Here is a 21,186-nt window from a genome sequence, read left to right on the forward strand (position 1 = left end):
GCCGTCCTGCCAACGCCGATCGCGGGTTACGATCGGCGCCGCCGATCCGAGCGCCCGATTCCGGCCGGCTCGACACCCTTGGGGGACTTGGGGGACTTGGGGGACTTGGGGGACTTGGGCGCCAACGCAGGAACGATCATCCCGCGTTTGAGCATTGTCGCCATCGCGAACTCGGTGAAGGCGCTCACTGCACGAGGCACTTGTCTTCGACTGAGGTAGACAAAATACACACCCATATCTTCCACGCCGTGGCCGGGCAATACTTCCTGCAACTGGCCTTGCTGAACATGAGCGGCCGTGGCCAATGCCGGAAGCAGAGCGATGCCCAGCCCTGCGACGGCCGCGCCGAGTTGTGCCTGGATCGTGTTGGCCTGGAAACGGCCGCTGACCGGGAACTCCGCACTTCCATCCGGACCATCGAGCCGCCAGGTGACCGACGCCCCGCCACGGGCCGGCTGTGTGATGCAGACATGCCCGGCAAGCGCTTCCGGCGATCCTGGCGTGCCGTGCGCCGCGAGATACGCCGGGCTCGCTATCATCGTCGATCGGCTCGAGCCGATCTGCCGCGCAACCAGCGTCGGCTCGTCCATCCTGCCTGCCCGGATCGCCACGTCGATGGCGTCGCCGAGCAGATCGGCCCGCGCGTCGTTCAGCTCGAATTCCAGGCGCACTCCCGGATGCTCCGCCAGAAAACTGGCGACCAGGTCGATCGGGAACCAGTTGAAGAAATCTACGGGCGCGGCGACCCGGACCCTGCCCGTGGGCGACTCGCTGGCGTCGACCAGTTGCTGTGCTGACTGCGTCAGCGCGTCGACCTGTTCGGCGCACTGCGCGAAGAACGATTGCCCGGCATCCGTGAGCGCCAGCCGCCGTGTCGAACGTTGCATCAGTCGGACGCCGAGCCTGCGCTCGAGCTGCTGGATTCGTCGACTGCCGGTGCTGGGCGGTATGCCGAGGCGTCGGCCGGCCTCGGCGAAGCTTCCCGCGCGCACGACGTGCACGAAGAGCGCGATGTCATTCAGATCCATCATCGATTACATCCAAATCTGCACGAGTGCATCCCATTCTACCGTCTGGTAATCGAATCCGTCGCTGCTTACTATTCCAGCCATGTTTTCGTCCTGGCGCGGCAAGCCTTGTGACGCATTGACACGCTACCGCCTGAACGAGCCCGATCTGGAACCCTCCTTCGTCAACCAATCAGGAGCACTACATGACCATCATTTCCGTCATCGTCGGAAGTACCCGCGAAGGCCGCTTCTCGGAAAAGCCGGCGCGCTGGATTCTTCGTCACCTCGAGCAGCGTGACGTCAATGCGCGGCTGCTCGACCTGCGCGACTTCCCGATGCCATTCTTCGACCAGCCCGTTCCGCCAGCCATGCCGGGACGTCCTCCTTACGAGAACGAGATCGTCCGGCGCTGGACGGAGGCGATCGCACAGTCGGACGGCTTCGTCTTCGTCACCGCCGAATACAACTTCGGCCCTGCGGCCGTGCTCAAGAACGCGATCGACTGGGTGTACCCGGAGTGGAACCGCAAAGCGGCTGCGTTCGTGAGCTATGGCGGTGCCGGCGGCGTCCGCAGCGTTCAGCAGCTACGCGAGAACGCGATCGAGCTGCAGCTCGCCCCGGTTCGCTCGTCGGTGCACATTCCCGCCGCGACGCTCTGGGCGCACTTCCAGGGTGGCGATGTCGATGCAGGATTGGCCGGGCTTGATGGCCCTGCGGGGGTGCTGATTGACGATCTGTTGTGGTGGACCGAAGCGCTCAGGACGGCGCGCGATCGGTCGTGACATCGGTCAATGGCAGGCGATCTCCGCTAGCCATGTAACGGTCGTCCGGGGCGTGGCGCAACTGGCGCCATGGCTCGGCAACAACCCGGCCCGACCGGTCGCGGCCAGCTAGCGCGGCGACCCGGCGGCCTCCTGCAGGCCTTGCTCCACCATATCCAGCAGCCGCTGCCCGATCGCGTCCGCCTGCCCCGGCACCATCGCCACCATGCGCAGCGGCCCGTCGATGATCAGCATGGACAAGCCATGCACGGCGGACCACGCCAGGTATTCGGCACCGGGCCGACGCGCGGCTGGCAGCACCCCGGCAGCCGTCATCCGGTCAAGTGCCGCGCCCAGCAACTGATACGGGTTCAGGCCGCTTTCGCCTGCTTTGTCGGGCACCGGCACGCCTTCCTGCTCATCCGGCACCGAGAACGCCGTACGGAACAGGCCCGGCTCGGACAGGGCGAAACGCAGATAGCCGGTGCCGACCGCACGCAAGCTGGCGCGCGCAAAGTCCGCGGCCGGGGCGGTGGTGTCCAGCGCGGTGAATTCCGTCTCGATGGCCACGGCCAGCGCCGCCAGCGCGGCGGAGCGCACCGCTTGCAACAGGGCCTGCCGGCTGGCGAAGTGACGGTACGCGGCATTGGGCACGACCCCGGCGCGCCGGGTGGCCTCGCGCAGCACCACCGCATCCGGCCCGCCGTCGCGCGCCAGTTCCATGCCCGCATCCAGCAGCGCGCGCCGCAGATCGCCGTGCCGATAGGTGCTGCGCGCCGGCGGGCCGGCGGACGGCGCGGACGCCTGCGATCCTTCGGTGCCGCCGGCATCACCGCCTTGCGCGGCACTCGCGATGCGCGAAGTGCCCTTTGCGCTAGTCATTTCTTCTCCATGTGGACAGCATCCATTTTCTTTACTATGTTAGTGGACAGTGTACACAAGGATTTGCGGAATCAAAGCCGCGCCCGCGTGGCCGCTTCGGTTCCCCATGTCCAAAGGAGCAAAGATGGTGAATTCCTCTCCACCCATGTCTCACCAGGGCAGCGAAATGGAAGTCCGCGCCCTGGTCGACGCCTGGGTGAACGCCGTGCGCGCAAAAGACGCCGTTGCCATGTTGCGCAACTATGCTGAAGACGCGGTCATCTTCGACGTCGTACCGCCCGTGCAATCCTGCGGCGTGGCGCCGTACCGCCAGCGCTGGCAGCAGTGGTTCGACAGCCTAGAAGGCCCGCCCGGCTTCGAGATGACCGGGATGCACCTGAGCGCGGGCGACGACCTCGCCTTTTGCCATAGCGTCAGCCGGGTCACCAGCACCCCCAAGGGCGGCGCTCCCCTGGAAGCCTGGGTGCGCGCCACCGTCTGTTTTCGCAAGATCGGCGGCCGATGGCTGGTAGTGCATGAGCACGCATCGGTGCCGATGCGTTTCAACCCCTAACGTGAAAGCGTTGAAAGGAGACAAGATGCTAGTCCAACCCTATCTGTTCTTCGAAGGCCGCTGCGAGGAAGCGGCCGAGTTCTACAAGCGCACGCTGGGTGCCGAAGTGCTGATGATGATGCGCTTCAAGGAAGCGCCCCCGCCGGAGTCGGCTCCGCCCGAGGGCGCCTGCGCACCTGCGGCCGGCAGCGAAGAAAAGATCATGCATATGTCCATGCGCATTGGCGAGACCACGGTGATGCTTTCCGATGGCCGCTGCACGGGCAAGCCCGACTTCCAGGGCTTCTCGCTGTCGATCACCGTACCCGATATCCCCACCGCCGACCGCGTGTTCAACGCCCTGGCCGAGGGCGGCCAGGTGCTGATGCCGCTTGCCAAGACGTTCTACTCGCCGCGCTTCGGCATGACGACCGACCGCTTCGGCTTGTCGTGGATGGTCATCGTCATGGAGTCCTGAGCGCCGCGCCGCCCGTTTCAGCAACGGCACGCTTCCCGCCTGACGGCTTTGCCGCCGGGCGGGCTTCCCCTCCCGGCATATCCCTTCTCGCCGACACGCCCGGCGTCGACTCGCGCGCTCACATGTTGCATTTTGTGTTTTTTATTAGCAAACTGAGGCAAACAAACCCAGCGCCTTCCGGGGCGCCTTCTCCTCAGGTGCCCCTATGTCCCCGTCTTCCCGCCGCCCGATCCCGGAGCACGCCCGCGTCGTCATCATCGGCGGCGGCATCATTGGCTGCAGCGTGGCCTATCACCTCACCAGGCTGGGCTGGAAAGACGTGGTGCTCCTTGAACAGGGCCAGCTCTCGTGCGGCACCACCTGGCATGCGGCCGGGCTGGTGGGGCAGTTGCGCGCGCAGGAGAGCATGACCAGGCTGATCCGTTATTCGACGCGCCTGTACAGCGAACTCGAGGCCGAGACCGGCCTGGGCACCGGCTGGAAGCAGTGCGGCTCGCTGTCGGTGGCACGCACCGCCGAGCGCATGACCCAGCTCAAGCGCACGGCGGCGGTGGCACGCGCCTATGGCGTGGATTGCGAGGTGATCTCGCCACGCCAGGCCGGCGAACTGTGGCCGGTGATGCGCACCGACGACCTGCACGGCGCGGTGTGGCTGCCGGGTGACGGCAAGGCCAATCCCACCGATCTCACCCAGGCGCTGGCGCGCGGCGCCCGCAGCCGCGGTGCGCTCATCGTGCAGGACACCAAGGTCACGGCGATCCATACGCAGGACGGCCGCGCCAGCGGCGTGAGCTGGCAGGACAAGGCAGGCGCGGCCGGCACCATCGGCGCGGAGATCGTGGTGAATTGCGCGGGTCAGTGGGCCAGGCAGGTGGGCCGCTTGTGCGGCGTGACCGTGCCACTGCATTCGGCCGAGCATTACTACATCGTTACCGACCGCATTGCCGGCGTGCACCCCGACCTGCCGGTGATGCGCGACCCGGACGGCTTTATCTACTTCAAGGAAGAAGTGGGCGGACTGGTGATGGGCGGCTTCGAGCCCAACGCCAAGCCATGGGGCATGCAAGGCATTCCCGAGCCCTTCGAGTTCCAGCTCCTGCCCGACGACTGGGACCAGTTCGAGATCCTGATGCAGAACGCGCTGCAGCGCGTGCCGGCGCTGGAAACGGCCCAGGTCAAGCAGTTCTACAACGGCCCCGAGTCGTTCACGCCGGACAACAACTTCATGCTGGGCGAAGCGCCCGGGCTGCGCAACTTCTACGTCGGCGCGGGCTTCAATTCCATGGGCATCGCCTCGGCCGGCGGCGCCGGCATGGCGCTGGCCGAATGGATCGTGGCGGGCGAGCCCACCATGGACCTGTGGCCGGTCGACATCCGCCGCTTTGCGGGCTTCAACGGCAACGACAGCTGGCTGCACGACCGCGTCAAGGAGACCCTGGGCCTGCACTATGCCATGCCCTGGCCGAATCGCGAACTCGATACCGCCCGGCCCTTCCGCCGCTCGCCGCTGTACGCCCACCTGCGCGAGGCCCGCGCCAACTTCGGCAGCAAGATGGGCTGGGAGCGGCCGAACTTCTTCGCGCCCGCCGGGGAGAAGCCCGAAATCCAGTATTCGTTCGGCCAGCAGAACTGGCTGCCATGGAGCGGCGCCGAGCATCGCGCCTGCCGCGAGGGCGTGGCGCTGTTCGACATGAGCTCCTTTTCCAAGTACATCGTCAAGGGCGCCGATGCCGAAGCCGTGCTGCAGCAGTTGATGAGCAACGACGTGGCCGTGCCGTCGGGGCAGACGGTCTACACGGCGATGCTCAACGAACGCGGCACCTATGAATCGGATCTCACCGTGACGCGGCTGGCACACGACCAGTACCTGCTGGTGACTGGCTCGGCCCAGACCACGCGCGATTTCAACTACATCGAACGGTTGATTCCCGCCGCCCGGCGCTGCGCCATTGTCGACGTCACCGGGCAGTACGCGGTGCTGGCGGTAATGGGCCCGCGCTCGCGCGAGCTGCTGCGCAGCGTGTCGCGCGCGGACTTCTCCAACGAGGCCTTCCCCTTCGGCAGCTCGCGCGAGATCGACCTGGGCTATGCCACCGCGCGCGCGACGCGGCTGACGTATGTGGGCGAACTGGGCTGGGAGCTGTATGTGCCGGTGGAATTCGCCGTGGGCGTCTACGAGACCTTGCACGCGGCGGGCAAACCCTTCGGCCTGGCCAACGCCGGCTACTACGCCATCGAATCGCTGCGCCTCGAAAAAGGCTACCGCGCCTGGAGCCGCGAGCTGACCACCGATATCAACCCGTTCGAGGCCGGGCTGTCCTTCACCTGCAAGCTGGACAAGCCTATCCCGTTCCGTGGCCGCGAAGCGCTGCTGAAGCTGCGCGCGGCGGGCGGCGCGGGCCAGGTAAAGCGCCGCGTGGCCGTGGTGACGCTGGACGGTGCCAGCCACGCCATGCTGTGGGGCGGCGAGGCGGTGCTGCGCACGGATCCGGACGGCACGGTGCGCCCGGCCGGATTCATCGCCTCGGCAGCCTTCGGCCATACGCTGGGTTGCCCGGTGGGCATGGCGCTGCTGCAGCGCGAAGATGGCGAGGCCAATGCGGATTGGATCACCGCCGGCATGTACCACGTCGACCTGGCCGGCGAACTGCTGCCTGCCAGCGTGCATTTGCGCGCGCCCTACGACCCGTCCAGCGCCAAGGTCAAGGCGTGAGGCATGGCAAACGCGCTCCCCGGTGAACCGCTGGCGATGCCGGCACCCGGGGCAATACTCAGCTTGCCTTGCCGTCGGCGGCGGGAGCAGCCGCCGCTTGATTGGACTGCAGCGCGCAGGCGATCTGCGCTTGTTGCTTCGCTTGCGCCTGCTTCTGGGCGCGCGCGCGCTCGATGACGGTCCAGTCCGGACCGGCGAAGGCCGGCAGCGAGCAAGCGAGGGCGGTGACGCTAAGCAGCGCCAGCATGATGGGTTTCATGATTTGTGTTGAGATAGGAAAAATGCAATGGGAGGATCTTGGTATTTGCCGGTCCGCGCCCGGGCGAGGGAACCCGGGGACGGACCGGCCAGCGCTTTATCAGGCGCTGGCCTGGCTGTCGGCTGCCGCGTTGCGCGCCGGCGAAGCCGAGACACCGGTCAGGTCGCGGCCTGCGAGTTCCAGCGTGGCGGATGCCCCGCCATGCGCGCCGTCGGTGAACGCGTCGCGGCGGTCGATGGCGCGCGCACCGTCGATGAACGGGTCGCGGCGGTCGTTGACGCGTGCGCCGTCGGTGAACGGGTCGCGCTTGCCGTTGTGCAGTACGTAGCCGTGCTTGTCGCTGGCGCTGGTGTTATCGTTCGGACCCGCCGCGCTGGCTTGCGTCGATGCCAGTATGCAGAAGCCAAGGGCTGCTGCGGAAACGAGGTTCGTGAAGAGCTTCTTGTTCATGATGCTGCCTGATTCCAGGATTTGGCGGCACTTTCCACCTGTGGTGGAGCGGGATAGGCGGATCTGCGTCCCGCATGTCGTCTGTTTCGCCTTTTTTGATCTGCACCGGCGCGATCAACAGCGCGGTACAGACCACAGTGTAGCCACGGCGAATCATTCCTGTGATGAATTAAATTTCTAGTTTCCAGTCGGAAATTTCACACGAAGCCTGCCCCTCAAGGCGAATCTCCGGCCCGGCGTCAGTCCTCGCGATCCCAGGCCTGCAACTGTTCGGCAGTCGCACCGGCGCCCCCGCAAACGACGACCAGGACATCCGTGGCCGCCATCAACGCGGCCGGCCTTTGCTCCAGGGCGGCCAGGGCAGCGCCGCAGCCCGCTCCACCACGATCCGGTGCTCCGCAAGGAAGCGCAGGCATGCGCTGGCCGCGGCCTTGTCCGCGACCACCTGGCTGATGATGGGATGCCGCCTGGGCCACGCGACCGCCTGGTCGCAAGGGCGCTTTGCACCCAGCGAGGTCGCGATGCTGGAGATCGCGGGCAGGTCCACCGGCGCGCCATGGGATGCTCCCTGGTACCCGCCAGTTCACAGCTGCATGCGCCTGCGACGGTCGCGTTCATCGCGCTGGCCGACCTGCCCGAGCGCGTCGACATCGAATTTGTGTACTCGGCGGCGCGCAGGTCGCCACGCGTCCAGCGTTTTATCGAGTCGGTCAGGCACGTCAGCGGCAAGAAGCCAAAGGCGGCGCGCGCCCGATAATCCGTGCGGCGCCTCAATGCTCTGCGTTTATCTTTTGTTCCGCCACCTTCGGGCTGTTCTGCCAGCCGCCGCCCAGCGCCAGGAAGAGATTGACCTGATCAAGGGCAACCCGGCCATCCGATTCAGCCAGCGCGGCTTCGGCGCCGGCCAGCGTGCGGTCGGCATCCAGGCTGGACAAGTACGGCACGCGGCCCGCCTGGTACAGCATCCGGTGCTGCCGCGCGGCTTCATTGGCATCGTCGCGCGCCACGCGCAATGACTGGTTGCGTTCCAGTTCACGCGTATAGGCGCTGAGCGCGCTCTGGGTTTCCTGCAATGCCTTGAGCACCACCCCGTCGAAGCGAGCCAGCGCGGCGTCCGCGCCGGCTTCCATGCCGTGGATGCGCGGACGCACGCCATTGGTGGGCAGGTTCCAGGTCACCAGCGGCCCCATGCTCCAGCGGGCGGTCGGGCCCGTTCCCAGATCGCCGAGCAGGCCGCTCAGGCCGGCCGACGCGCCGATACGGATCGATGGGTAGAGATCGGCCGTGGCCACGCCGATCCTGGCCGTGGCGGACGCCAGTTCGCGCTCGGCCTGCCGCACATCGGGCCGGCGCTTGAGCAGTGCGGCGCCGTCTCCCACCGGAAGCGCCTGGCGCAGCCGCGGCTCCTCCTTGCACTCGGACTCCGCCTCGGGCAGCGCGGCCGGGGGCTTGCCCAACATGACTGCAAGCCGGTATGCCGCGCTTTCCTTTTCCGCCTTGAAACCCGGCAATGCCGCGCGCAGGGTCTCGGCTTGCGAGCGCGCGCGCAGCAGGTCGGTGGGCTGGCTGCGGCCGGCGGCCACCATCTTGCCGGCGATCTCCACGCCGCGCGATTGCAAGTCAAGCTGGTGCGCCGCCACTTCCAGCTCATGCGTGGCCGCGCAGCCCTGTACGTAAGCCCGCACGGTTTGCGCCACCACGCTGACGCGCGCCGCGTCCAGCGCGGCCTGGCTCGCCTGCGCACTGGCCAGCGCGGCCTCGTCGGCACGGGCCAGCTTGCCGAAGAAGTCCACCAGGTAGGACACCGAGAAGCCGAAGTCGCCCAGATTGAAGACCGGTATCTTCTCCTTGATCAGGAAGCTCTCGCCGGCGATCTGCGCGCGCTCGGTCTTGGCGGACAACGCTGCCTGCGGCAGGTTCTCCGCCTCGACCTCGTGGTAGATCGCAATGGCGCGCCGCAGGTTGGCGGCAGCCACGCGCAGATCGGTATTGGCGCTCAGCGCCTGCCGGACCAGCTGGTCGAGCCTGGGGTCGTCATACAGGCGCCACCAGTCGTCGGGCACCGGCGCGACGGAGACGGCCGGGTCCGCGGTGCCGAGCAAGGGGCCATTGGCCTCTGGCGCGCGCACCGCGGCTTGCTCCGGCACGTGGTAGTCGGGGCCCACCGTGGTGCATGCAAACAGCAATGGCGCCAGGGCGGGCAGCAAGGCCAGGTGGAGCTTGCTCATTGCGCACCCTCCTCGTCACGCAAGACGGGAATGCCCTTGCGCGAATCCGCCACGGACACCGTCGCCGTGCGGCCCGACACGAGCCGCACGCCGGCCGGTACGTCATCGAGCACGACGCGCACCGGCACGCGCTGCGCCAGCCGTACCCAGTTGAAGGTGGGGTTCACGTTCGGCAGCAGGTTGGAGCCGTTGCTGCGGTCGCGGTCCTCGATGCCGGCAGCGATGCTTTGCACATGGCCGTGCAGGATGGTGGGCTCGCCCATGATGTGCACCGTGACGGGATTGCCGACGCGGATGCCGTGCAGCTTGGTTTCCTCGAAATAGCCTTCGACATGGAATGAGTCCACATCGACCATGGACAGCACCGGCTTGCCCGTGGCGACGTAATCGCCCAGCCGCGGCAGGCGGTCGTTGAGAAAGCCATCCACCGGACTGACCACGCTGGTGCGGGCAAGGTTGAGCCGCGCAAGCGCGACCGCCGCCTCGGCTTGCGCAAGCGCCGCCTCGCCCTGCTGCACCCTGGCCTGCCCCTCTTCCACGACTTCCGTGGCGACCAATTCGGACAGGTTGCGATTGCGGGCGGCTTCCCGGCGCGCCTGCGCCAGCGTCGCGCGCTGCGCGGCGGCCGTCGCCATGGCTTGCTGCAGCGCCAGCTGATAGCGGTCCTGGTCGATCACGAACAGCACCTGCCCGCGCCGCACGCGCTGGTTGTCCTTGACCAGGATGCGGGTCACCAGGCCGGAGACATCGGGGGCGACCTGCACCACGTCGGCGCGCACGTGGCCGTCACGCGTCCATGGCGCGATGGTGTAGTAGTCCCATAGATGCCTGGCGGCGAACAGGGCGGCAACCGTGGCGAGCAAGGTCAGCGCAACGGGGCCCGACATACGAAGTTTGCGTGTCATGATTGCAGCAGGCGCGCCATGGCGACCACGCCACCCAGCACCAGGACGTAAAGGGCGAGATTGAACAGCGACCGGTGCCAGACCAGGCGGTAGAAGCCCACGCGCGCGAGCACCGCGCGCATGCAGGCGGTGATGGCAAAGGTCAGCAGCATCAGCGCCAGCAGGCTGGGCACGAACACGCCGTACAGGTCGATTTCAGCGTTCAGCATTCGTGTCCCGCCGGCAAGGGAGGCGGCAAGTCCGGCAAGGGGCCGGCGGGCCGCGCCACGGCCTGCGCCACCTGCTCCGCCGGATAGAGGGTGACCCGCAGGGCGATCAGCGCGCAGAGCGCATTGCGGGCGCCCCTCCCCAGGGTTCCCGCGCGGTCGGACTGCATGGCGAGCGCCTGGATGGCCTTGTCGATCCGCTCCGACAGCGCATCCGGCGGTGCCATCGCATGCCCGGCTTTCAACCGCGCGCGGAAATGCAGCGCGACCGCATTCAGCACCCGGGTCACGCCCCGGCGCGCGGCCGGGCCCAAGGCTGGCAGGTTGCGCTGCAGGACCAGCGCGCCAAACCCGACCTGCAGCTCGGCAAAACCATCCGACGACATCTTGTCGTCGCTTGCCGCGAGCCGGGGCACGAGCTGGCTGAGCCGGTCAAGCATGCGGCTGCCCAGTTTGGCCTGCTCGCCGGCCTCGCGCCGGGTCGCGGCCTGCGCCAGGTCCTTCCAGCTGGCGCGGATCAGCCGGTGCGCGGCCACGCGGGCACCGAACGGCCGCGTGGCCATCGCCCACAGCGGCGCGAACAGCATGCCGCCGATGCTGGCAAGACTGGTATTGAAGGTGCCAAGGAAGTTGGCGTCGAAGACGCTCTGCACGTCGACAAAGGATGCGGTATTGACCGACAGCAGCATGGCGATCAGGTTGAAGCCCGGCCGCGAGATCAGCATGCCGATGCCCAGGTAGGGCAATGCCAGCATGCCCACCAGGGTTTCGAAATTGTGCGCGTACGGCACCACCAGGAAGAGGTAGAAGCAAGAGACGGCGAAACAGAAACAGCTCCAGCGCAAAAAGGAATGCGCCACCGGCCGGGGCTCCTCGATGGTGGCAAAGAAGCAGCATGTGATCGACGCCACCGCGACCGATCCCGCCCCGTCTTCCCATCCCGAGACGATCCACAGCAGTCCCGCGCAGAACACGGCGAGGCTGGTCGAGCAGGCATAGAACAGCAGCATGGCGTGATCGTGGTGATGCGCCCTGTCCGCGGGCTCGGCCCGATTGGCCCGATTGGCCCGATTGGCCCGATTGGCCCGATTGGCCCGATTGGCATGAAGGCTGCGGTGGTCCGCAACCGCAGCCGCGCCCTCGGCCCGGTCGCCTATGCCCCGCTGCAGGGCATGGCATTCTTCGCACAGCGCAGCCAGCGTGCGCAGGTGATCGTTGGCGGTGGCCACCAGGCCGGCGTGCCAGCCCGGTGCCTTCCCGTAGCCGGCCCAGGGGCCTGCCGCCGGCTCCAGCGCGGGCGGCAATCCATCGAAACCAGCGCGCATCCAGCCGGACATGTCAGCCATATGGCGCGCCAGGTGTTCGGGGATGCCGGCTGCGTGGCGCCGCAGGGCTTGCAGGACGCCAGCCAGCGAAGACAGCACCGGCAGCAGCATGGTCATCCGCTCGCGCAAGGCACATGCACGGCGCAGCGTGTCCGTGCTTTCCGCGTCGTATGACAGCTGGGCGATCAACTGGTCCAGCGCGAGGATATCGGTGGCCAGCCGGTGACGGCTGCCATGCCGCGTGGCATTGGCGTCCGGGTCGGCGGACAACATGTCGGTAGCCCAGAGCGCCGCGTCCGCCAGCCAGGTGGCAGACGCGGCGCGCAGCGCCGGCGCCACCTTGGCCGGGAAGACGATGGCGCCCACCATGGCGGCGCAGACGATGCCGATGACGATCTCCTCGATACGCGCAATGGCAATATCGAAGACCTGCGAGGGATCGCTGACCGAGGGCAGCGCCACGATCGGCAGCGTGTAGGCCGCCAGCATGAACACATAGCTGCGAGGCGTGCGCTGGAGCAGCGAGAGATAGAGCAAGGCCCCGGTCCAGAGTGCGATCGCACCCATCAGCATCACGGGCTCGTTGACCAGCAGGGGCACCGTGGCCACCGCGGCGGTCGCGCCGAGCAGCGTGCCCAGCACGCGATAAGCCGCCTTGGAACGGGTGGCGCCCGTCAGCGGATGCGAGACCAGATAGACGGTTGCCATGGCCCAGTATGGGCGGGGCAAGCCCAGTGTCAGCGCGATATAGAGCGCCAGCATCGAAGCGGCAAATGCTTTCAGCGAAAAGAGCCACTGCCGTGCGCTCGGCCAGCTAGGCATGAAGCGAACCTGTTGTATTTTTGGGGAGGGCGCTCGATGTATTCACGCCGGCGTGGCACGCCGGTGGACAGGGGCGATGAACCGGGACAAGCGGAAGGGGTTGCTAGGTGTTCCGCCCGCAAAGGCGTGCATCCAGACGCAGGCGCATCGCCCGGGGGGCGGCAATGGCATTGGGGCGCGTGTGCGCACGGGCATTCATTTGGTCTTCCTTGACTTCCAGATCCGGCGCCGGCGTCATGCAACGACAGCCCGGAGCCGTGTGGAAAGGAAGTGTAGCCAACTGGCGTCCATTCTGAACATGATTTAAAATTGCACATCCTATTCGCTTTTTTCATGGCAAAGGAAGTGCCCCATGCCCATCGATATCCGTGCCCTGCGCTACTTTGTGGAAACCGTGCGCCTGAAGAGCTTTACCCAGGCGGCAAACTCCCTGTTTGTCACGCAGTCCACCATCAGCAAGATGGTGCGGCAACTGGAAGACGAGATCGGGCAGCCGCTGCTGATCCGCGAAGGCAAGCACGTACAACTGACCGACGTGGGGCGCGTGGTCTACGAACGCGGGCAGGAAGCGCTGGGCGTGGTGCACCGGCTTACGCTGGAAGTGGCCGACCTCTCCTCGCTGGGCCGCGGCCAGCTCACGGTGGGGATCCCGCCCATGGCCAACCTGTTCTTCTCGCCCGCGGTGAGCGCCTTCCGCCAGCGCTATCCCAACCTGGAACTGACCCTGGCCGAGCATGGCGGGCATCTGGTGGAACAGCAGGTGGCGAATGGGGAACTTGAGGTTGGCGCCACGATACTGCCGCGCGACAGCGACCTGGAGTTGGCGACGCGCGAGTTTGCCAAGTATCCGATCTGGGTGGCGGGCCCGCGCAAGGCGAGTTGGGCCAAGGGCAAGACGGTCACGCTGGCGGCGCTGCGCGACGAGCCGCTGCTGCTGCTGACGGAGGACTTCTCCCTGACCCGGAAACTGCGGCTAGCCTTCCACGACGCGCGCATCGAGCCGCGCGTGGTGGCGCAAAGCGGGCACTGGGATTTCCTCGCCGCGATGGCGGCGGCCGGGCTGGGCACCACCTTCCTGCCGCAGCCGCTGCTGGCCAGGGTCCAACTCGAAGACAAGCTCGCGGTGGCGCGGCTGACGGAGCCTGCGATGGAATGGGCGCTGGCGCATATCTGGGCCCAGGGGCGGTATCTTTCGCATGCTGCGCGGGCCTGGTTGACGGTATGCGAGGAGGTGTTGGGGGCGTGAAGCCTCGGCCGAGGCATGGGTTTGGATCGCATCTACTTCGAAAACTCCTCAAACACCAGTTGCCGCAACCATTGGTTAGCCGGTTCCCGATTATTCCTGGCATGCCAAAGCACATTGATCACGATATCGGGAATCTTCACCGGACACGCCGCCGTCTCCAGCCCGAAGGGCTTCAGCGTTCGCTCGGCATACGCCTGCGGCACCACCGCGATCATGTCCGTCGTCTGCAGGATATGGCCCACCGCCACGAAGTGCGGCACCCGCAGCCGCACCTGACGCGGCACCCCCGCCCGCTGAATCACCTCATCCACCATGCTGTGCCCGGTTCCGGCGGCGACAATCGCCACATGCTCGGCGCCGCTGAACGATTCGATCGTCATCCCCTGGCGCGCCAGCGGATGGCCTTTCCTGAAGATGCAGACGTAGCGCTGCCGGAACAGCCGCCGCTGGAAAAAGCCGGCCTTGAGATCCGGCATGAAGCCGATCGCCAGGTCGACGCGCCCGCTTTCCATTTCCTCGCGCAGGTTCACCGTATGGTTGCGCACCGTGCTGATGGCCACGCCGGGCGCCACCTTCGATAGCCGCTTCATCAAGTCTGGCAGGAAATAGATCTCGCCGATGTCCGTCATCGCGATGGTGAAGCTGCGCGTGCTCGCCGCCGGCTCGAAGGCCGATTGCGCATTGAGCGTGTTGTGGATGGCGCCAAGCGCGTAGCCGATCGGCTCCGCGAGATTCTCCGCGAACGGCGTGGGCACCATGCCCTTGGAGGTCCGCAGGAACAGTTCGTCGCCAAGCAGCTTGCGCAGGCGGTTGAGCGCGTTGCTGATGGCGGGCTGGGATATGCCTAGCGCCGCCGCCACCGCGGAAACGCGGCGCAGGCGCAGCAACTCGTTGAACACCACCAGCAGGTTCAGGTCGATTTCCCGCAGTTCCATCTCGCCCCTTTATCACTCTGAGTGATATGTCGTATCACCTTCCTTCTATTTATTAATTCTACCCGCAGCGCCAATATGCGGACAACGAGAGCAAGCATCGCTGGAGACAAACGCCATGGAAGTATCCATTCAGCCGCTCGGGCGCACGCTCCACGTGCAAGCCGGCGACAATCTGCTGGACGTGCTGCGGGCCGGCCAGGTTCCCATTTCATACAGCTGCATGGCAGGACGATGCGGCACCTGCCGCTGCAAGCTGGTGGGCGGCCGCGCAATGGTTGCCGGCCCCGAGGATTCGCGCGCGCCGATGGCCGCGGGGGAAACCGTCCTGGCGTGCCAGACCACGCTGGTCGAAAGCTGCGCGATCGAGATTCCCGCACTCGACGAAGTCGTGGTCCACCCGGCCAGGATCCTCAAGGGCACGGTGACCAGCCTGGAGGGCCTCACGCATGACATCAAGCGCGTGCGCGTGGCGATCCCCAAACCGCTCGATTTCTCGCCGGGCCAGTATGCGACGCTGCAGTTCACGCCGCGCCATATCCGCCCTTACTCGATGGCGGTCGCGCATGGCGCCGATGAACTCGAGTTTCACATCCGGCTGGTGCCCGACGGGCGCGTCACGTCCTATGTCGCCTCGGAACTCAAGGTCGGCGATGCCATCCGCGTCAGCGGCCCGCTGGGCACGGCCTACCTGCGGCGCAAATGCGATGGCCCGGTGGTCTGCATCGCGGGCGGCACCGGCCTCGCGCCGATCCTGTCGATCCTGCGCGGCATGCTCGATGCCGGCATGCGCAACCCCGTGCACCTCTATTTTGGCGTGCGCACCCGTGCCGACCTGTATGGCCTGGAATGGCTGCGCGAACTACAGGCGCGCCATGCCGGGCTGCACGTGCATGTGGTGGTGGCGGCAGCCAGCGACGCCGACGGCTACCGGGGCGGCGTGGTGACCAAGGCGGTCGCCGACGACTGGGCGCACCTGCGCGGCTGGCGCGCCTATCTCGCCGGCGCCCCGGTCATGGTCGACGCCGCTTCCATGCTGCTCAGGCAGAAAGGCATCGATCCCGCGCGCATCCACGCCGACGCATTCCATGCCAGCGGCGTTTGACGCCCCGATCCAATAACCACACGGAGACAACCATGCACGAACAGGCTGTTGCATTCAGCAAGAAGGAATGGAAGGACGAAGGCTCGAGCCGGATTCCGTTCTGGGCCTATACCGACGACGACATCTACCGCAAGGAGCTGGAGCGCTTCTTCTACTCGGGCCACTGGTGCTATATCGGCCTGGAAGCGGAAATCCCGAACCCGGGCGACTTCAAGCGCACGGTGGTGGGCGAGCGCTCGGTGATCGCCAGCCGTGCGGCGGACGGCGAGATCCATGTGGTGGAAAACGTCTGCGCGCACCGCGGCGTGCAGTTCTGCCGAGAGCGCTCGGGCAACCGCAAGGACTTCACCTGCCCCTACCACCAGTGGAACTACGATCTCAAGGGCAACCTGGTCGGCGTGCCGTTCCGGCGCGGCGTCAAGCTCGACGGCAAGGTCAATGGCGGCATGCCTGCCGATTTCGACCCGAAGGCGCACGGGCTGACCAAGCTGAAGGTAGCGCGGCGCAACGGCGTGATCTTCGCCTCCTTCGACCATGCGGTGCCCGAACTGGAGGACTATCTCGGCCCGACCATCCTGGCTTACTTCGACCGGGTATTCGACGGCCGCAAGCTGACCATCCTCGGCTACAGCCGCCAGCGGATTCCCGGCAACTGGAAGCTGATGCAGGAGAACATCAAGGACCCTTACCACCCCGGGCTGCTGCACACCTGGTTCGTGACGTTCGGCCTCTGGCGCGCCGACAACAAGTCGGAGCTCAAGATGGACGAGCACTTCCGGCATGCGGCCATGATCTCCACGCGCGGCCAGGGCGGCAAGGGCGAAGTCACCAGCGGGGTGTCCAGCTTCAAGGAGCAGATGAGCCTGCACGACGACCGCTTCCTCGACGTGGTGCAGGAAGACTGGTGGGGCGCGCCCACGGCGGTGATGATGACGCTGTTCCCCAGCGTCATCATCCAGCAGCAGGTGAACTCGGTGTCGACACGGCATATCCAGCCGGCCGGCCACGGCACGTTCCACTTCGTGTGGACGCACTTCGGCTTCGAGGACGACGATGCCGCGATGACCCGGCGCCGCCTGCGCCAGGCCAACCTGTTCGGGCCGGCCGGCTTTGTCTCGGCCGACGACGGCGAGGTGATCGAGTTTTCCCAGCAGGGCTTCGAGCAGAAGCCATTCCACCGGACGCTGGCGGAACTGGGCGGGCGCGAGATCGGCGATACGGACCACATGGTGACCGAGACGCTGATCCGCGGCATGTACGACTACTGGCGCCGCGTGATGGAGGCTTGAGACATGCTCGACTTTGAAACCTACTCGCGAGTGCTGGCGCTTTACGCGGACTACGCCGCCGCGCTCGACAACAACGAATGGGAGAAGTGGCCGGACTTCTTTACCGAGGCGTGCACCTACAAGCTGCAGCCACGCGAGAACCACGAAGGCGGCTTCCCGCTTGCCACGCTCTCCTTCGAGAGCCGCGGCATGCTCAAGGACCGCATCTACGGCGCGACCGAAACCATCTTCCACGACCCGTACTATCAGCGGCACGTGGTCGGCATCCCGCGCATCCTGAAGGCCGATCCGGAGCGCATCGACGCCGAGGCCAGCTACGCCGTCTTTCGCACCAAGCCGGATGGCCAGTCCACGGTGTACAACGTCGGCCGCTATATCGACGTGATCCGGCGCACCGGCGACGGCTTGAAGTTCGAGTCCAGGCTTTGCGTATTCGACAGCGAAATGATCGCCAATTCCATCATTTACCCGATTTGAGGTGTGCCATGTCAAAGCAATGGACCCAGGTGATACAACTGGTCGCCATCCCGAAGGACGATGTCGTGGCGGTCAACGCAGGCGGGCGGGAGATCGCGCTCTATAGCGTGGGCGATGAGATCTACGCCACGGACAACGCTTGCAGCCACGGCAACGCGCGCTTGTGCGACGGCTTTCTCGACGGACACGAGATCGAATGCCCGCTGCACCAGGGCAAGTTCGATGTGCGCACCGGACGAGCGATGTGCGAGCCGCTGACCAGCGATATCCAGGCGTATGGCGTGAAAGTCGAGGACGGGGCGGTGTTCGTCGAGGTGTAGGAACGATTGGAACGATTGGAACGATTGCACTTTGCGCTCGCGGCGATGCCGGGAACGCTGGTGCAATCGCAGCCTTGCATCCTCATTCCACGGCAATCGACGCGCTCTTGATCAGCGCCTGGCTCCTGCCCAGTTCGTCGCGAATGATACGGGCCGTTTCTTCGCCATTGCCGCCCTTGACCACAAAACCCTGCGCGGCAAAGAGGTCCCGCGCCTTGGGCGCGGCCAGCGCCTTGCCCATCGCCTGCTGCAGGCGCGCAGTGACATCCTTCGGCAGACCACTTGGCCCGATCAGTGCGATCCAGGCATCGTAGGCGTAATCCCTGACACCGGATTCAGCCAGGGTCGGCACCGTCGGCAAGCTGTCGAGGCGCGCCGCCGTACTGACCGCCAGCGCCCGCAGCTTGCCGGCCTTGATCTGCGGCAAGGCGGACGGCGTGGCCAGGAAGGCGGCGTTGATCTGTCCGCCGAGGACATCCGTCATCAGCGTGTTCACGCCCTTGTAGGGTACGTGCAGCATATCGATGCCGGCCTTCGATTTGAGCAGTTCGCCCGCCAGATGAAGCACGCTGCCTTTGCCGGAGGAGCCGTAGGTCAGGCTGCCCGGATGCGCTCGCGCCGCCGCGATCAGCGCCTGCGCTGTCATGTACGGCGAGCCCGCGCCCACCACCAGCACCAGCGGCGTGGTGCCGATCAGCCCCACGGCCGTGATGTCCTTCACGCTGTCGTAGGGGATATTGCGGTACAAGCCGGGATTGATGGCATGGTTGGACGACACCACGGCCAACGTGTAGCCATCGGCGGCGGCGGATACCAGTTGCCGCGTGCCGGGGATGCCAGCCGCCCCTGGCATGTTCTCCACGTAGAACGGCTGGCCGAGGTCCTGGCCCAGGCCCTCGGCCAGCACGCGCGCGACCGCGTCGGCGGTGGAGCCCGGCGAGTTCGGCACGATCAGGCGCACCGTCCTGGCTGGATAGTTGCCGGCGGCGTGTGCCGCGCAGGCGCCGATAGCGGGCAATGCCACTGCCGTCAACGTCGTGGCGGCGACGGCAAGAAGCCGCCCCGCCGCGCGCAGGGCGCGCGAAGTGATGGGGTACATGTCTGTCTCCTGTGGATGGCGGCGGGATCTGTCGCCCGGCTTTCGGTGCCGCGATGCCCCCGGTGCTGCGGGGGATTGGGTGGTGAACGACTAAGAGACGGGCGCGAGAGCGCCAGCCTGCAATTGCCCGAAGGTGCTGATCTGCCCGGCCAGCGCGCTCGCGGCCACCGTGTAGGGGCTGGCCAGCCAGACCTGGCCCGGCCCCGAGCGGCCGGGGAAATTGCGGTTGATGGCGCTGATGGTGACCTGCTCGCTGGCGGTGGAGGCGCCCGGCCCGCAGTTGGCGCAAGCGCCGCAGCCCGGCATGACCATCGTGGCGCCGGCCTCGTCGAAGGTGTCCAGGTAGCCGCGCGCTTCGCAGTAGTCCTTTACCCCGAGGGTGCCGAACTGCAGGAAAAGCCGGGTGCGCGGCGACACCTTCAAGCCATGCTCCAGGCCCCAGCGCAGTACCTCGTGGTAATAGTCGAAATCCTCCCGCTTGCCGGCCGTGCAGGATCCGCCGTAGGCGATGTCCACCGGCACCGGCTGGTCCAGCGTGTCCGCCGCGATGCCATTGCCGGGATCGCCCGGGCGCGCAACCATGGGCGCGATGGCGGCAGCGTCGATACGGATGACGTCGCGGTAGGTTGCGCCGGCATCGCTGTGCATCCAGTCCTCGACGGCGAACTCGACACCACGCCGCGCCGTCAGGAAGGCCACGGTCTTGTCGTCGGGCTCGACGATGCCGGTGAAGCCGCCCAGTTCCGCGACCATATTGGTCAGCGTGGCGCGCTCGTCGATGGACAAGGCGCGCACCGTGCTGCCGGCATATTCGAACACCACGCCAATGGCGCCGCCGGCGCGGATCGCATCCATCTGCAGCAGGTAGAGCACGATGTCCTTGGCGGTGACGCCCGCGGCCAGTTCGCCCTCGACCTCCACGCGCAGCGTCTCCGGCACCTTGCAACGCACGTAGCCTGTGACCCAGCTATTGGCAAGATCGGTGGCGCCGGCCCCGAAGGCCAGGCAGCCGAGCGCGCCCGCATGCGGCGTGTGCGAATCGGTGCCCACCACTACCTGCCCCGGCAGCGCGTATTGCTCGGCCATCAGCGCATGGCAGATACCCTCCGAACCCGGTACCGCGCCCGCAAGCGCATTGTGCGAGCGCACCGGATAATCGTGCGCAAAACTGCCATGGCCCTGCATCAGGTTGGCCACGCCGGGCAGCAGGCCGTCGCGGACATGCGGATAGCTCTGGGCCGCCAGAACCAGGTGATCCTGGAAGGCAATGATGTGGTCAGGCTGGTGCAACGCCACGGGCTTGCCGAAGGCGCGATGCATCAGGTGCGCGCACATGCCGGTGAAATAGTCGTGCGAGAAGCGCCAATCGGCCACAACGAACACGCCCTGGCCTCGTTCGGCGCTTGCCGTGCCCGGCAGCAGATGGCGGGCGATGATCTTTTCCACCAGGGTGCGCGGTGCGGTATTCCCGCTCGCCTCGGCTCCCTGCGCGCCCTCGCTCGCTGCCGGCCAGTTCGCAGCGCGGCTATAAGCCAGCAGGCCACCGGCGCGGATTACCTGCTGCGTCAGCGCGTCGCGCCCGTTCAAGAACGCCTCGATGGGAATTGCCTCTCCCGCCAGCACCCGGTCGAGCACAGTGAAATCGGTGGTGGTAAGGATGCCGATGTTGTCGCAGTTCTGCTGGTAGATGCGCTCGAAGCTCTCCGCCACGATCAGGCGGATGCCCGCTGACAGTTCGGCCAGCGGACTGGACTCGCGCGAGGAACCCTTGCCGTAGCGCTTGCCCGCCACCGTGACCGCAAAGCCGCCGCTGCGGATCGCATCGCGGCCGATCGGCTGCTCGCCGCCGGCCTGGAAGCCCACGTACGGATACTGGCCCAGGCGCTCGTCATAGGCCAACATGATGGTGACGGGCGTGATCTCATCGGTGGAGATGTTGTCGCGCAGCGGCCCCGCTCCGGCCAGGGTCATGGGCTTGCCTTCCAGTTGGGCGCGCACGCAGGCAGGGTCTTGCGACAGGTACAGCACGCGGCCGCTGAAGCGAATGGTGTCTTCCATGGTGGGGTTCTCGTTCGGGTCGTCCCACTATAAGTTCTGGCGCCGGCCGGGCAAAGTGCGGAGTCGGCATGGCAGCCCTCTCGATTCGA

The 21,186-nt window shown here is 66.6% G+C and carries 21 protein-coding genes and 1 pseudogene; 10 read left to right on the forward strand and 12 right to left on the reverse strand.

Annotated elements, in window-relative coordinates:
- Positions 1-26 precede the first annotated feature (26 nt).
- Positions 27-1,031, reverse strand: coding sequence for a LysR family transcriptional regulator (locus AC1DQ3_RS18575; protein ID WP_477121624.1), 1,005 nt, complete (start codon positions 1,029-1,031; stop codon positions 27-29).
- Positions 1,032-1,213: 182 nt separating this feature from the next.
- On the opposite strand from AC1DQ3_RS18575, the gene AC1DQ3_RS18580 reads away from it, so the two are divergent.
- Positions 1,214-1,792 (forward strand): NADPH-dependent FMN reductase, encoded by a 579-nt coding sequence (locus tag AC1DQ3_RS18580; RefSeq protein WP_477121625.1) that lies wholly within the window; start codon positions 1,214-1,216, stop codon positions 1,790-1,792.
- A gap of 108 nt (positions 1,793-1,900) precedes the next feature.
- Here the strand turns inward: AC1DQ3_RS18580 and AC1DQ3_RS18585 are convergent, their stop codons facing one another.
- Positions 1,901-2,653 (reverse strand): TetR/AcrR family transcriptional regulator, encoded by a 753-nt coding sequence (locus AC1DQ3_RS18585; RefSeq protein WP_477121626.1) that lies wholly within the window; start codon positions 2,651-2,653, stop codon positions 1,901-1,903.
- A 124-nt stretch (positions 2,654-2,777) separates the two neighbouring features.
- Between AC1DQ3_RS18585 and AC1DQ3_RS18590 the strand changes: the two genes are divergently transcribed.
- The 3 genes from AC1DQ3_RS18590 (at position 2,778) to AC1DQ3_RS18600 (ending at position 6,376) form a co-directional block, all read left to right on the forward strand.
- Entirely contained in the window at positions 2,778-3,206 is a 429-nt protein-coding gene (locus AC1DQ3_RS18590; RefSeq protein WP_477121627.1) for a YybH family protein, read from the forward strand.
- A 25-nt stretch (positions 3,207-3,231) separates the two neighbouring features.
- Positions 3,232-3,663, forward strand: coding sequence for a VOC family protein (locus tag AC1DQ3_RS18595; RefSeq protein ID WP_477121628.1), 432 nt, complete (start codon positions 3,232-3,234; stop codon positions 3,661-3,663).
- A 205-nt stretch (positions 3,664-3,868) separates the two neighbouring features.
- A complete protein-coding gene (locus AC1DQ3_RS18600) occupies positions 3,869-6,376 on the forward strand; it encodes a GcvT family protein (RefSeq protein WP_477121629.1) in 2,508 nt (835 codons plus the stop codon).
- Positions 6,377-6,434: 58 nt separating this feature from the next.
- Here the strand turns inward: AC1DQ3_RS18600 and AC1DQ3_RS18605 are convergent, their stop codons facing one another.
- From AC1DQ3_RS18605 to AC1DQ3_RS18615, 3 genes and pseudogenes are all read right to left on the reverse strand, one after another.
- The gene (locus tag AC1DQ3_RS18605) at positions 6,435-6,635 is read right to left on the reverse strand and encodes a hypothetical protein (RefSeq protein WP_477121630.1); all 201 of its coding nucleotides are present in this window, start codon (positions 6,633-6,635) and stop codon (positions 6,435-6,437) included.
- Between the two features lie 99 nt (positions 6,636-6,734).
- On the reverse strand, positions 6,735-7,085 hold the full coding sequence (locus AC1DQ3_RS18610; protein WP_477121631.1) for a hypothetical protein: 351 nt from the start codon (positions 7,083-7,085) through the stop codon (positions 6,735-6,737).
- A 239-nt stretch (positions 7,086-7,324) separates the two neighbouring features.
- Positions 7,325-7,656 (reverse strand): annotated as a pseudogene (locus AC1DQ3_RS18615) (pyridoxal-phosphate dependent enzyme); the annotation flags it as partial.
- Here AC1DQ3_RS18615 and AC1DQ3_RS18620 point away from each other — a divergent pair.
- Positions 7,642-7,842, forward strand: a complete 201-nt coding sequence (locus tag AC1DQ3_RS18620; protein ID WP_477121632.1) for a hypothetical protein — start codon at positions 7,642-7,644, stop codon at positions 7,840-7,842. The pseudogene AC1DQ3_RS18615 and the gene AC1DQ3_RS18620 overlap by 15 nt on opposite strands.
- Positions 7,843-7,855: 13 nt before the next feature.
- On the opposite strand, the gene AC1DQ3_RS18625 is transcribed toward AC1DQ3_RS18620, so the two are convergent.
- From AC1DQ3_RS18625 to AC1DQ3_RS18640, 4 genes are read right to left on the reverse strand one after another with little or no spacing between them, the layout of a single operon-like run.
- The gene (locus AC1DQ3_RS18625) at positions 7,856-9,313 is read right to left on the reverse strand and encodes an efflux transporter outer membrane subunit (protein WP_477121633.1); all 1,458 of its coding nucleotides are present in this window, start codon (positions 9,311-9,313) and stop codon (positions 7,856-7,858) included.
- Positions 9,310-10,218 carry an efflux RND transporter periplasmic adaptor subunit gene (locus AC1DQ3_RS18630; RefSeq protein WP_477121634.1) on the reverse strand — a complete coding sequence of 303 codons (909 nt, stop codon included), beginning with the start codon at positions 10,216-10,218 and terminating at the stop codon, positions 9,310-9,312. The genes AC1DQ3_RS18625 and AC1DQ3_RS18630 overlap by 4 nt, the downstream gene beginning before the upstream one ends.
- Positions 10,215-10,427, reverse strand: coding sequence for a DUF1656 domain-containing protein (locus AC1DQ3_RS18635; protein WP_477121635.1), 213 nt, complete (start codon positions 10,425-10,427; stop codon positions 10,215-10,217). The genes AC1DQ3_RS18630 and AC1DQ3_RS18635 overlap by 4 nt, the downstream gene beginning before the upstream one ends.
- Positions 10,421-12,571 (reverse strand): FUSC family protein, encoded by a 2,151-nt coding sequence (locus tag AC1DQ3_RS18640; protein ID WP_477121636.1) that lies wholly within the window; start codon positions 12,569-12,571, stop codon positions 10,421-10,423. Before AC1DQ3_RS18640 ends, AC1DQ3_RS18635 begins: the two co-directional genes overlap by 7 nt.
- Before the next feature lie 352 nt (positions 12,572-12,923).
- Between AC1DQ3_RS18640 and AC1DQ3_RS18645 the strand changes: the two genes are divergently transcribed.
- Positions 12,924-13,817, forward strand: a complete 894-nt coding sequence (locus AC1DQ3_RS18645) for a LysR substrate-binding domain-containing protein (protein WP_477121637.1) — start codon at positions 12,924-12,926, stop codon at positions 13,815-13,817.
- Positions 13,818-13,849: 32 nt separating this feature from the next.
- Here AC1DQ3_RS18645 and AC1DQ3_RS18650 read toward each other — a convergent pair whose 3' ends face one another.
- Positions 13,850-14,752, reverse strand: a complete 903-nt coding sequence (locus tag AC1DQ3_RS18650; protein WP_477121638.1) for a LysR family transcriptional regulator — start codon at positions 14,750-14,752, stop codon at positions 13,850-13,852.
- A 115-nt stretch (positions 14,753-14,867) separates the two neighbouring features.
- Here AC1DQ3_RS18650 and AC1DQ3_RS18655 point away from each other — a divergent pair, with 115 nt between their 5' ends.
- The 4 genes from AC1DQ3_RS18655 to AC1DQ3_RS18670 are packed head-to-tail and all read left to right on the forward strand — an operon-like array spanning position 14,868 to position 17,940.
- Positions 14,868-15,854, forward strand: a complete 987-nt coding sequence (locus tag AC1DQ3_RS18655; protein WP_477121639.1) for a 2Fe-2S iron-sulfur cluster-binding protein — start codon at positions 14,868-14,870, stop codon at positions 15,852-15,854.
- 32 nt (positions 15,855-15,886) lie between these two features.
- Complete coding sequence (locus AC1DQ3_RS18660; RefSeq protein WP_477121640.1) at positions 15,887-17,143, forward strand: aromatic ring-hydroxylating dioxygenase subunit alpha; 1,257 nt, start codon at positions 15,887-15,889, stop codon at positions 17,141-17,143.
- Positions 17,144-17,146: 3 nt separating this feature from the next.
- Positions 17,147-17,620 (forward strand): aromatic-ring-hydroxylating dioxygenase subunit beta, encoded by a 474-nt coding sequence (locus AC1DQ3_RS18665; protein WP_477121641.1) that lies wholly within the window; start codon positions 17,147-17,149, stop codon positions 17,618-17,620.
- An 8-nt stretch (positions 17,621-17,628) separates the two neighbouring features.
- Positions 17,629-17,940 carry a non-heme iron oxygenase ferredoxin subunit gene (locus AC1DQ3_RS18670; protein ID WP_477121642.1) on the forward strand — a complete coding sequence of 104 codons (312 nt, stop codon included), beginning with the start codon at positions 17,629-17,631 and terminating at the stop codon, positions 17,938-17,940.
- Between the two features lie 82 nt (positions 17,941-18,022).
- Here AC1DQ3_RS18670 and AC1DQ3_RS18675 read toward each other — a convergent pair whose 3' ends face one another.
- Complete coding sequence (locus AC1DQ3_RS18675; RefSeq protein ID WP_477121643.1) at positions 18,023-19,039, reverse strand: Bug family tripartite tricarboxylate transporter substrate binding protein; 1,017 nt, start codon at positions 19,037-19,039, stop codon at positions 18,023-18,025.
- A 90-nt stretch (positions 19,040-19,129) separates the two neighbouring features.
- Positions 19,130-21,097, reverse strand: coding sequence for an aconitase family protein (locus tag AC1DQ3_RS18680; protein ID WP_477121644.1), 1,968 nt, complete (start codon positions 21,095-21,097; stop codon positions 19,130-19,132).
- Positions 21,098-21,186: the final 89 nt, after the last annotated feature.

Source organism: Cupriavidus sp. 01T418, assembly GCF_056398885.1.

Excerpts from the sequence above, each read along its gene's own strand:
- AC1DQ3_RS18575 (WP_477121624.1), bottom strand. The coding sequence starts at position 1,031 with ATGATGGATCTGAATGACATCGCGCTCTTCGTGCACGTCGTGCGCGCG.
- AC1DQ3_RS18580 (WP_477121625.1), top strand. The coding sequence starts at position 1,214 with ATGACCATCATTTCCGTCATCGTCGGAAGTACCCGCGAAGGCCGCTTC.
- AC1DQ3_RS18585 (WP_477121626.1), bottom strand. The coding sequence starts at position 2,653 with ATGACTAGCGCAAAGGGCACTTCGCGCATCGCGAGTGCCGCGCAAGGC.
- AC1DQ3_RS18590 (WP_477121627.1), top strand. The coding sequence starts at position 2,778 with ATGGTGAATTCCTCTCCACCCATGTCTCACCAGGGCAGCGAAATGGAA.
- AC1DQ3_RS18595 (WP_477121628.1), top strand. The coding sequence starts at position 3,232 with ATGCTAGTCCAACCCTATCTGTTCTTCGAAGGCCGCTGCGAGGAAGCG.
- AC1DQ3_RS18600 (WP_477121629.1), top strand. The coding sequence starts at position 3,869 with ATGTCCCCGTCTTCCCGCCGCCCGATCCCGGAGCACGCCCGCGTCGTC.
- AC1DQ3_RS18605 (WP_477121630.1), bottom strand. The coding sequence starts at position 6,635 with ATGAAACCCATCATGCTGGCGCTGCTTAGCGTCACCGCCCTCGCTTGC.
- AC1DQ3_RS18610 (WP_477121631.1), bottom strand. The coding sequence starts at position 7,085 with ATGAACAAGAAGCTCTTCACGAACCTCGTTTCCGCAGCAGCCCTTGGC.
- AC1DQ3_RS18620 (WP_477121632.1), top strand. The coding sequence starts at position 7,642 with ATGGGATGCTCCCTGGTACCCGCCAGTTCACAGCTGCATGCGCCTGCG.
- AC1DQ3_RS18625 (WP_477121633.1), bottom strand. The coding sequence starts at position 9,313 with ATGAGCAAGCTCCACCTGGCCTTGCTGCCCGCCCTGGCGCCATTGCTG.
- AC1DQ3_RS18630 (WP_477121634.1), bottom strand. The coding sequence starts at position 10,218 with ATGACACGCAAACTTCGTATGTCGGGCCCCGTTGCGCTGACCTTGCTC.
- AC1DQ3_RS18635 (WP_477121635.1), bottom strand. The coding sequence starts at position 10,427 with ATGCTGAACGCTGAAATCGACCTGTACGGCGTGTTCGTGCCCAGCCTG.
- AC1DQ3_RS18640 (WP_477121636.1), bottom strand. The coding sequence starts at position 12,571 with ATGCCTAGCTGGCCGAGCGCACGGCAGTGGCTCTTTTCGCTGAAAGCA.
- AC1DQ3_RS18645 (WP_477121637.1), top strand. The coding sequence starts at position 12,924 with ATGCCCATCGATATCCGTGCCCTGCGCTACTTTGTGGAAACCGTGCGC.
- AC1DQ3_RS18650 (WP_477121638.1), bottom strand. The coding sequence starts at position 14,752 with ATGGAACTGCGGGAAATCGACCTGAACCTGCTGGTGGTGTTCAACGAG.
- AC1DQ3_RS18655 (WP_477121639.1), top strand. The coding sequence starts at position 14,868 with ATGGAAGTATCCATTCAGCCGCTCGGGCGCACGCTCCACGTGCAAGCC.
- AC1DQ3_RS18660 (WP_477121640.1), top strand. The coding sequence starts at position 15,887 with ATGCACGAACAGGCTGTTGCATTCAGCAAGAAGGAATGGAAGGACGAA.
- AC1DQ3_RS18665 (WP_477121641.1), top strand. The coding sequence starts at position 17,147 with ATGCTCGACTTTGAAACCTACTCGCGAGTGCTGGCGCTTTACGCGGAC.
- AC1DQ3_RS18670 (WP_477121642.1), top strand. The coding sequence starts at position 17,629 with ATGTCAAAGCAATGGACCCAGGTGATACAACTGGTCGCCATCCCGAAG.
- AC1DQ3_RS18675 (WP_477121643.1), bottom strand. The coding sequence starts at position 19,039 with ATGTACCCCATCACTTCGCGCGCCCTGCGCGCGGCGGGGCGGCTTCTT.
- AC1DQ3_RS18680 (WP_477121644.1), bottom strand. The coding sequence starts at position 21,097 with ATGGAAGACACCATTCGCTTCAGCGGCCGCGTGCTGTACCTGTCGCAA.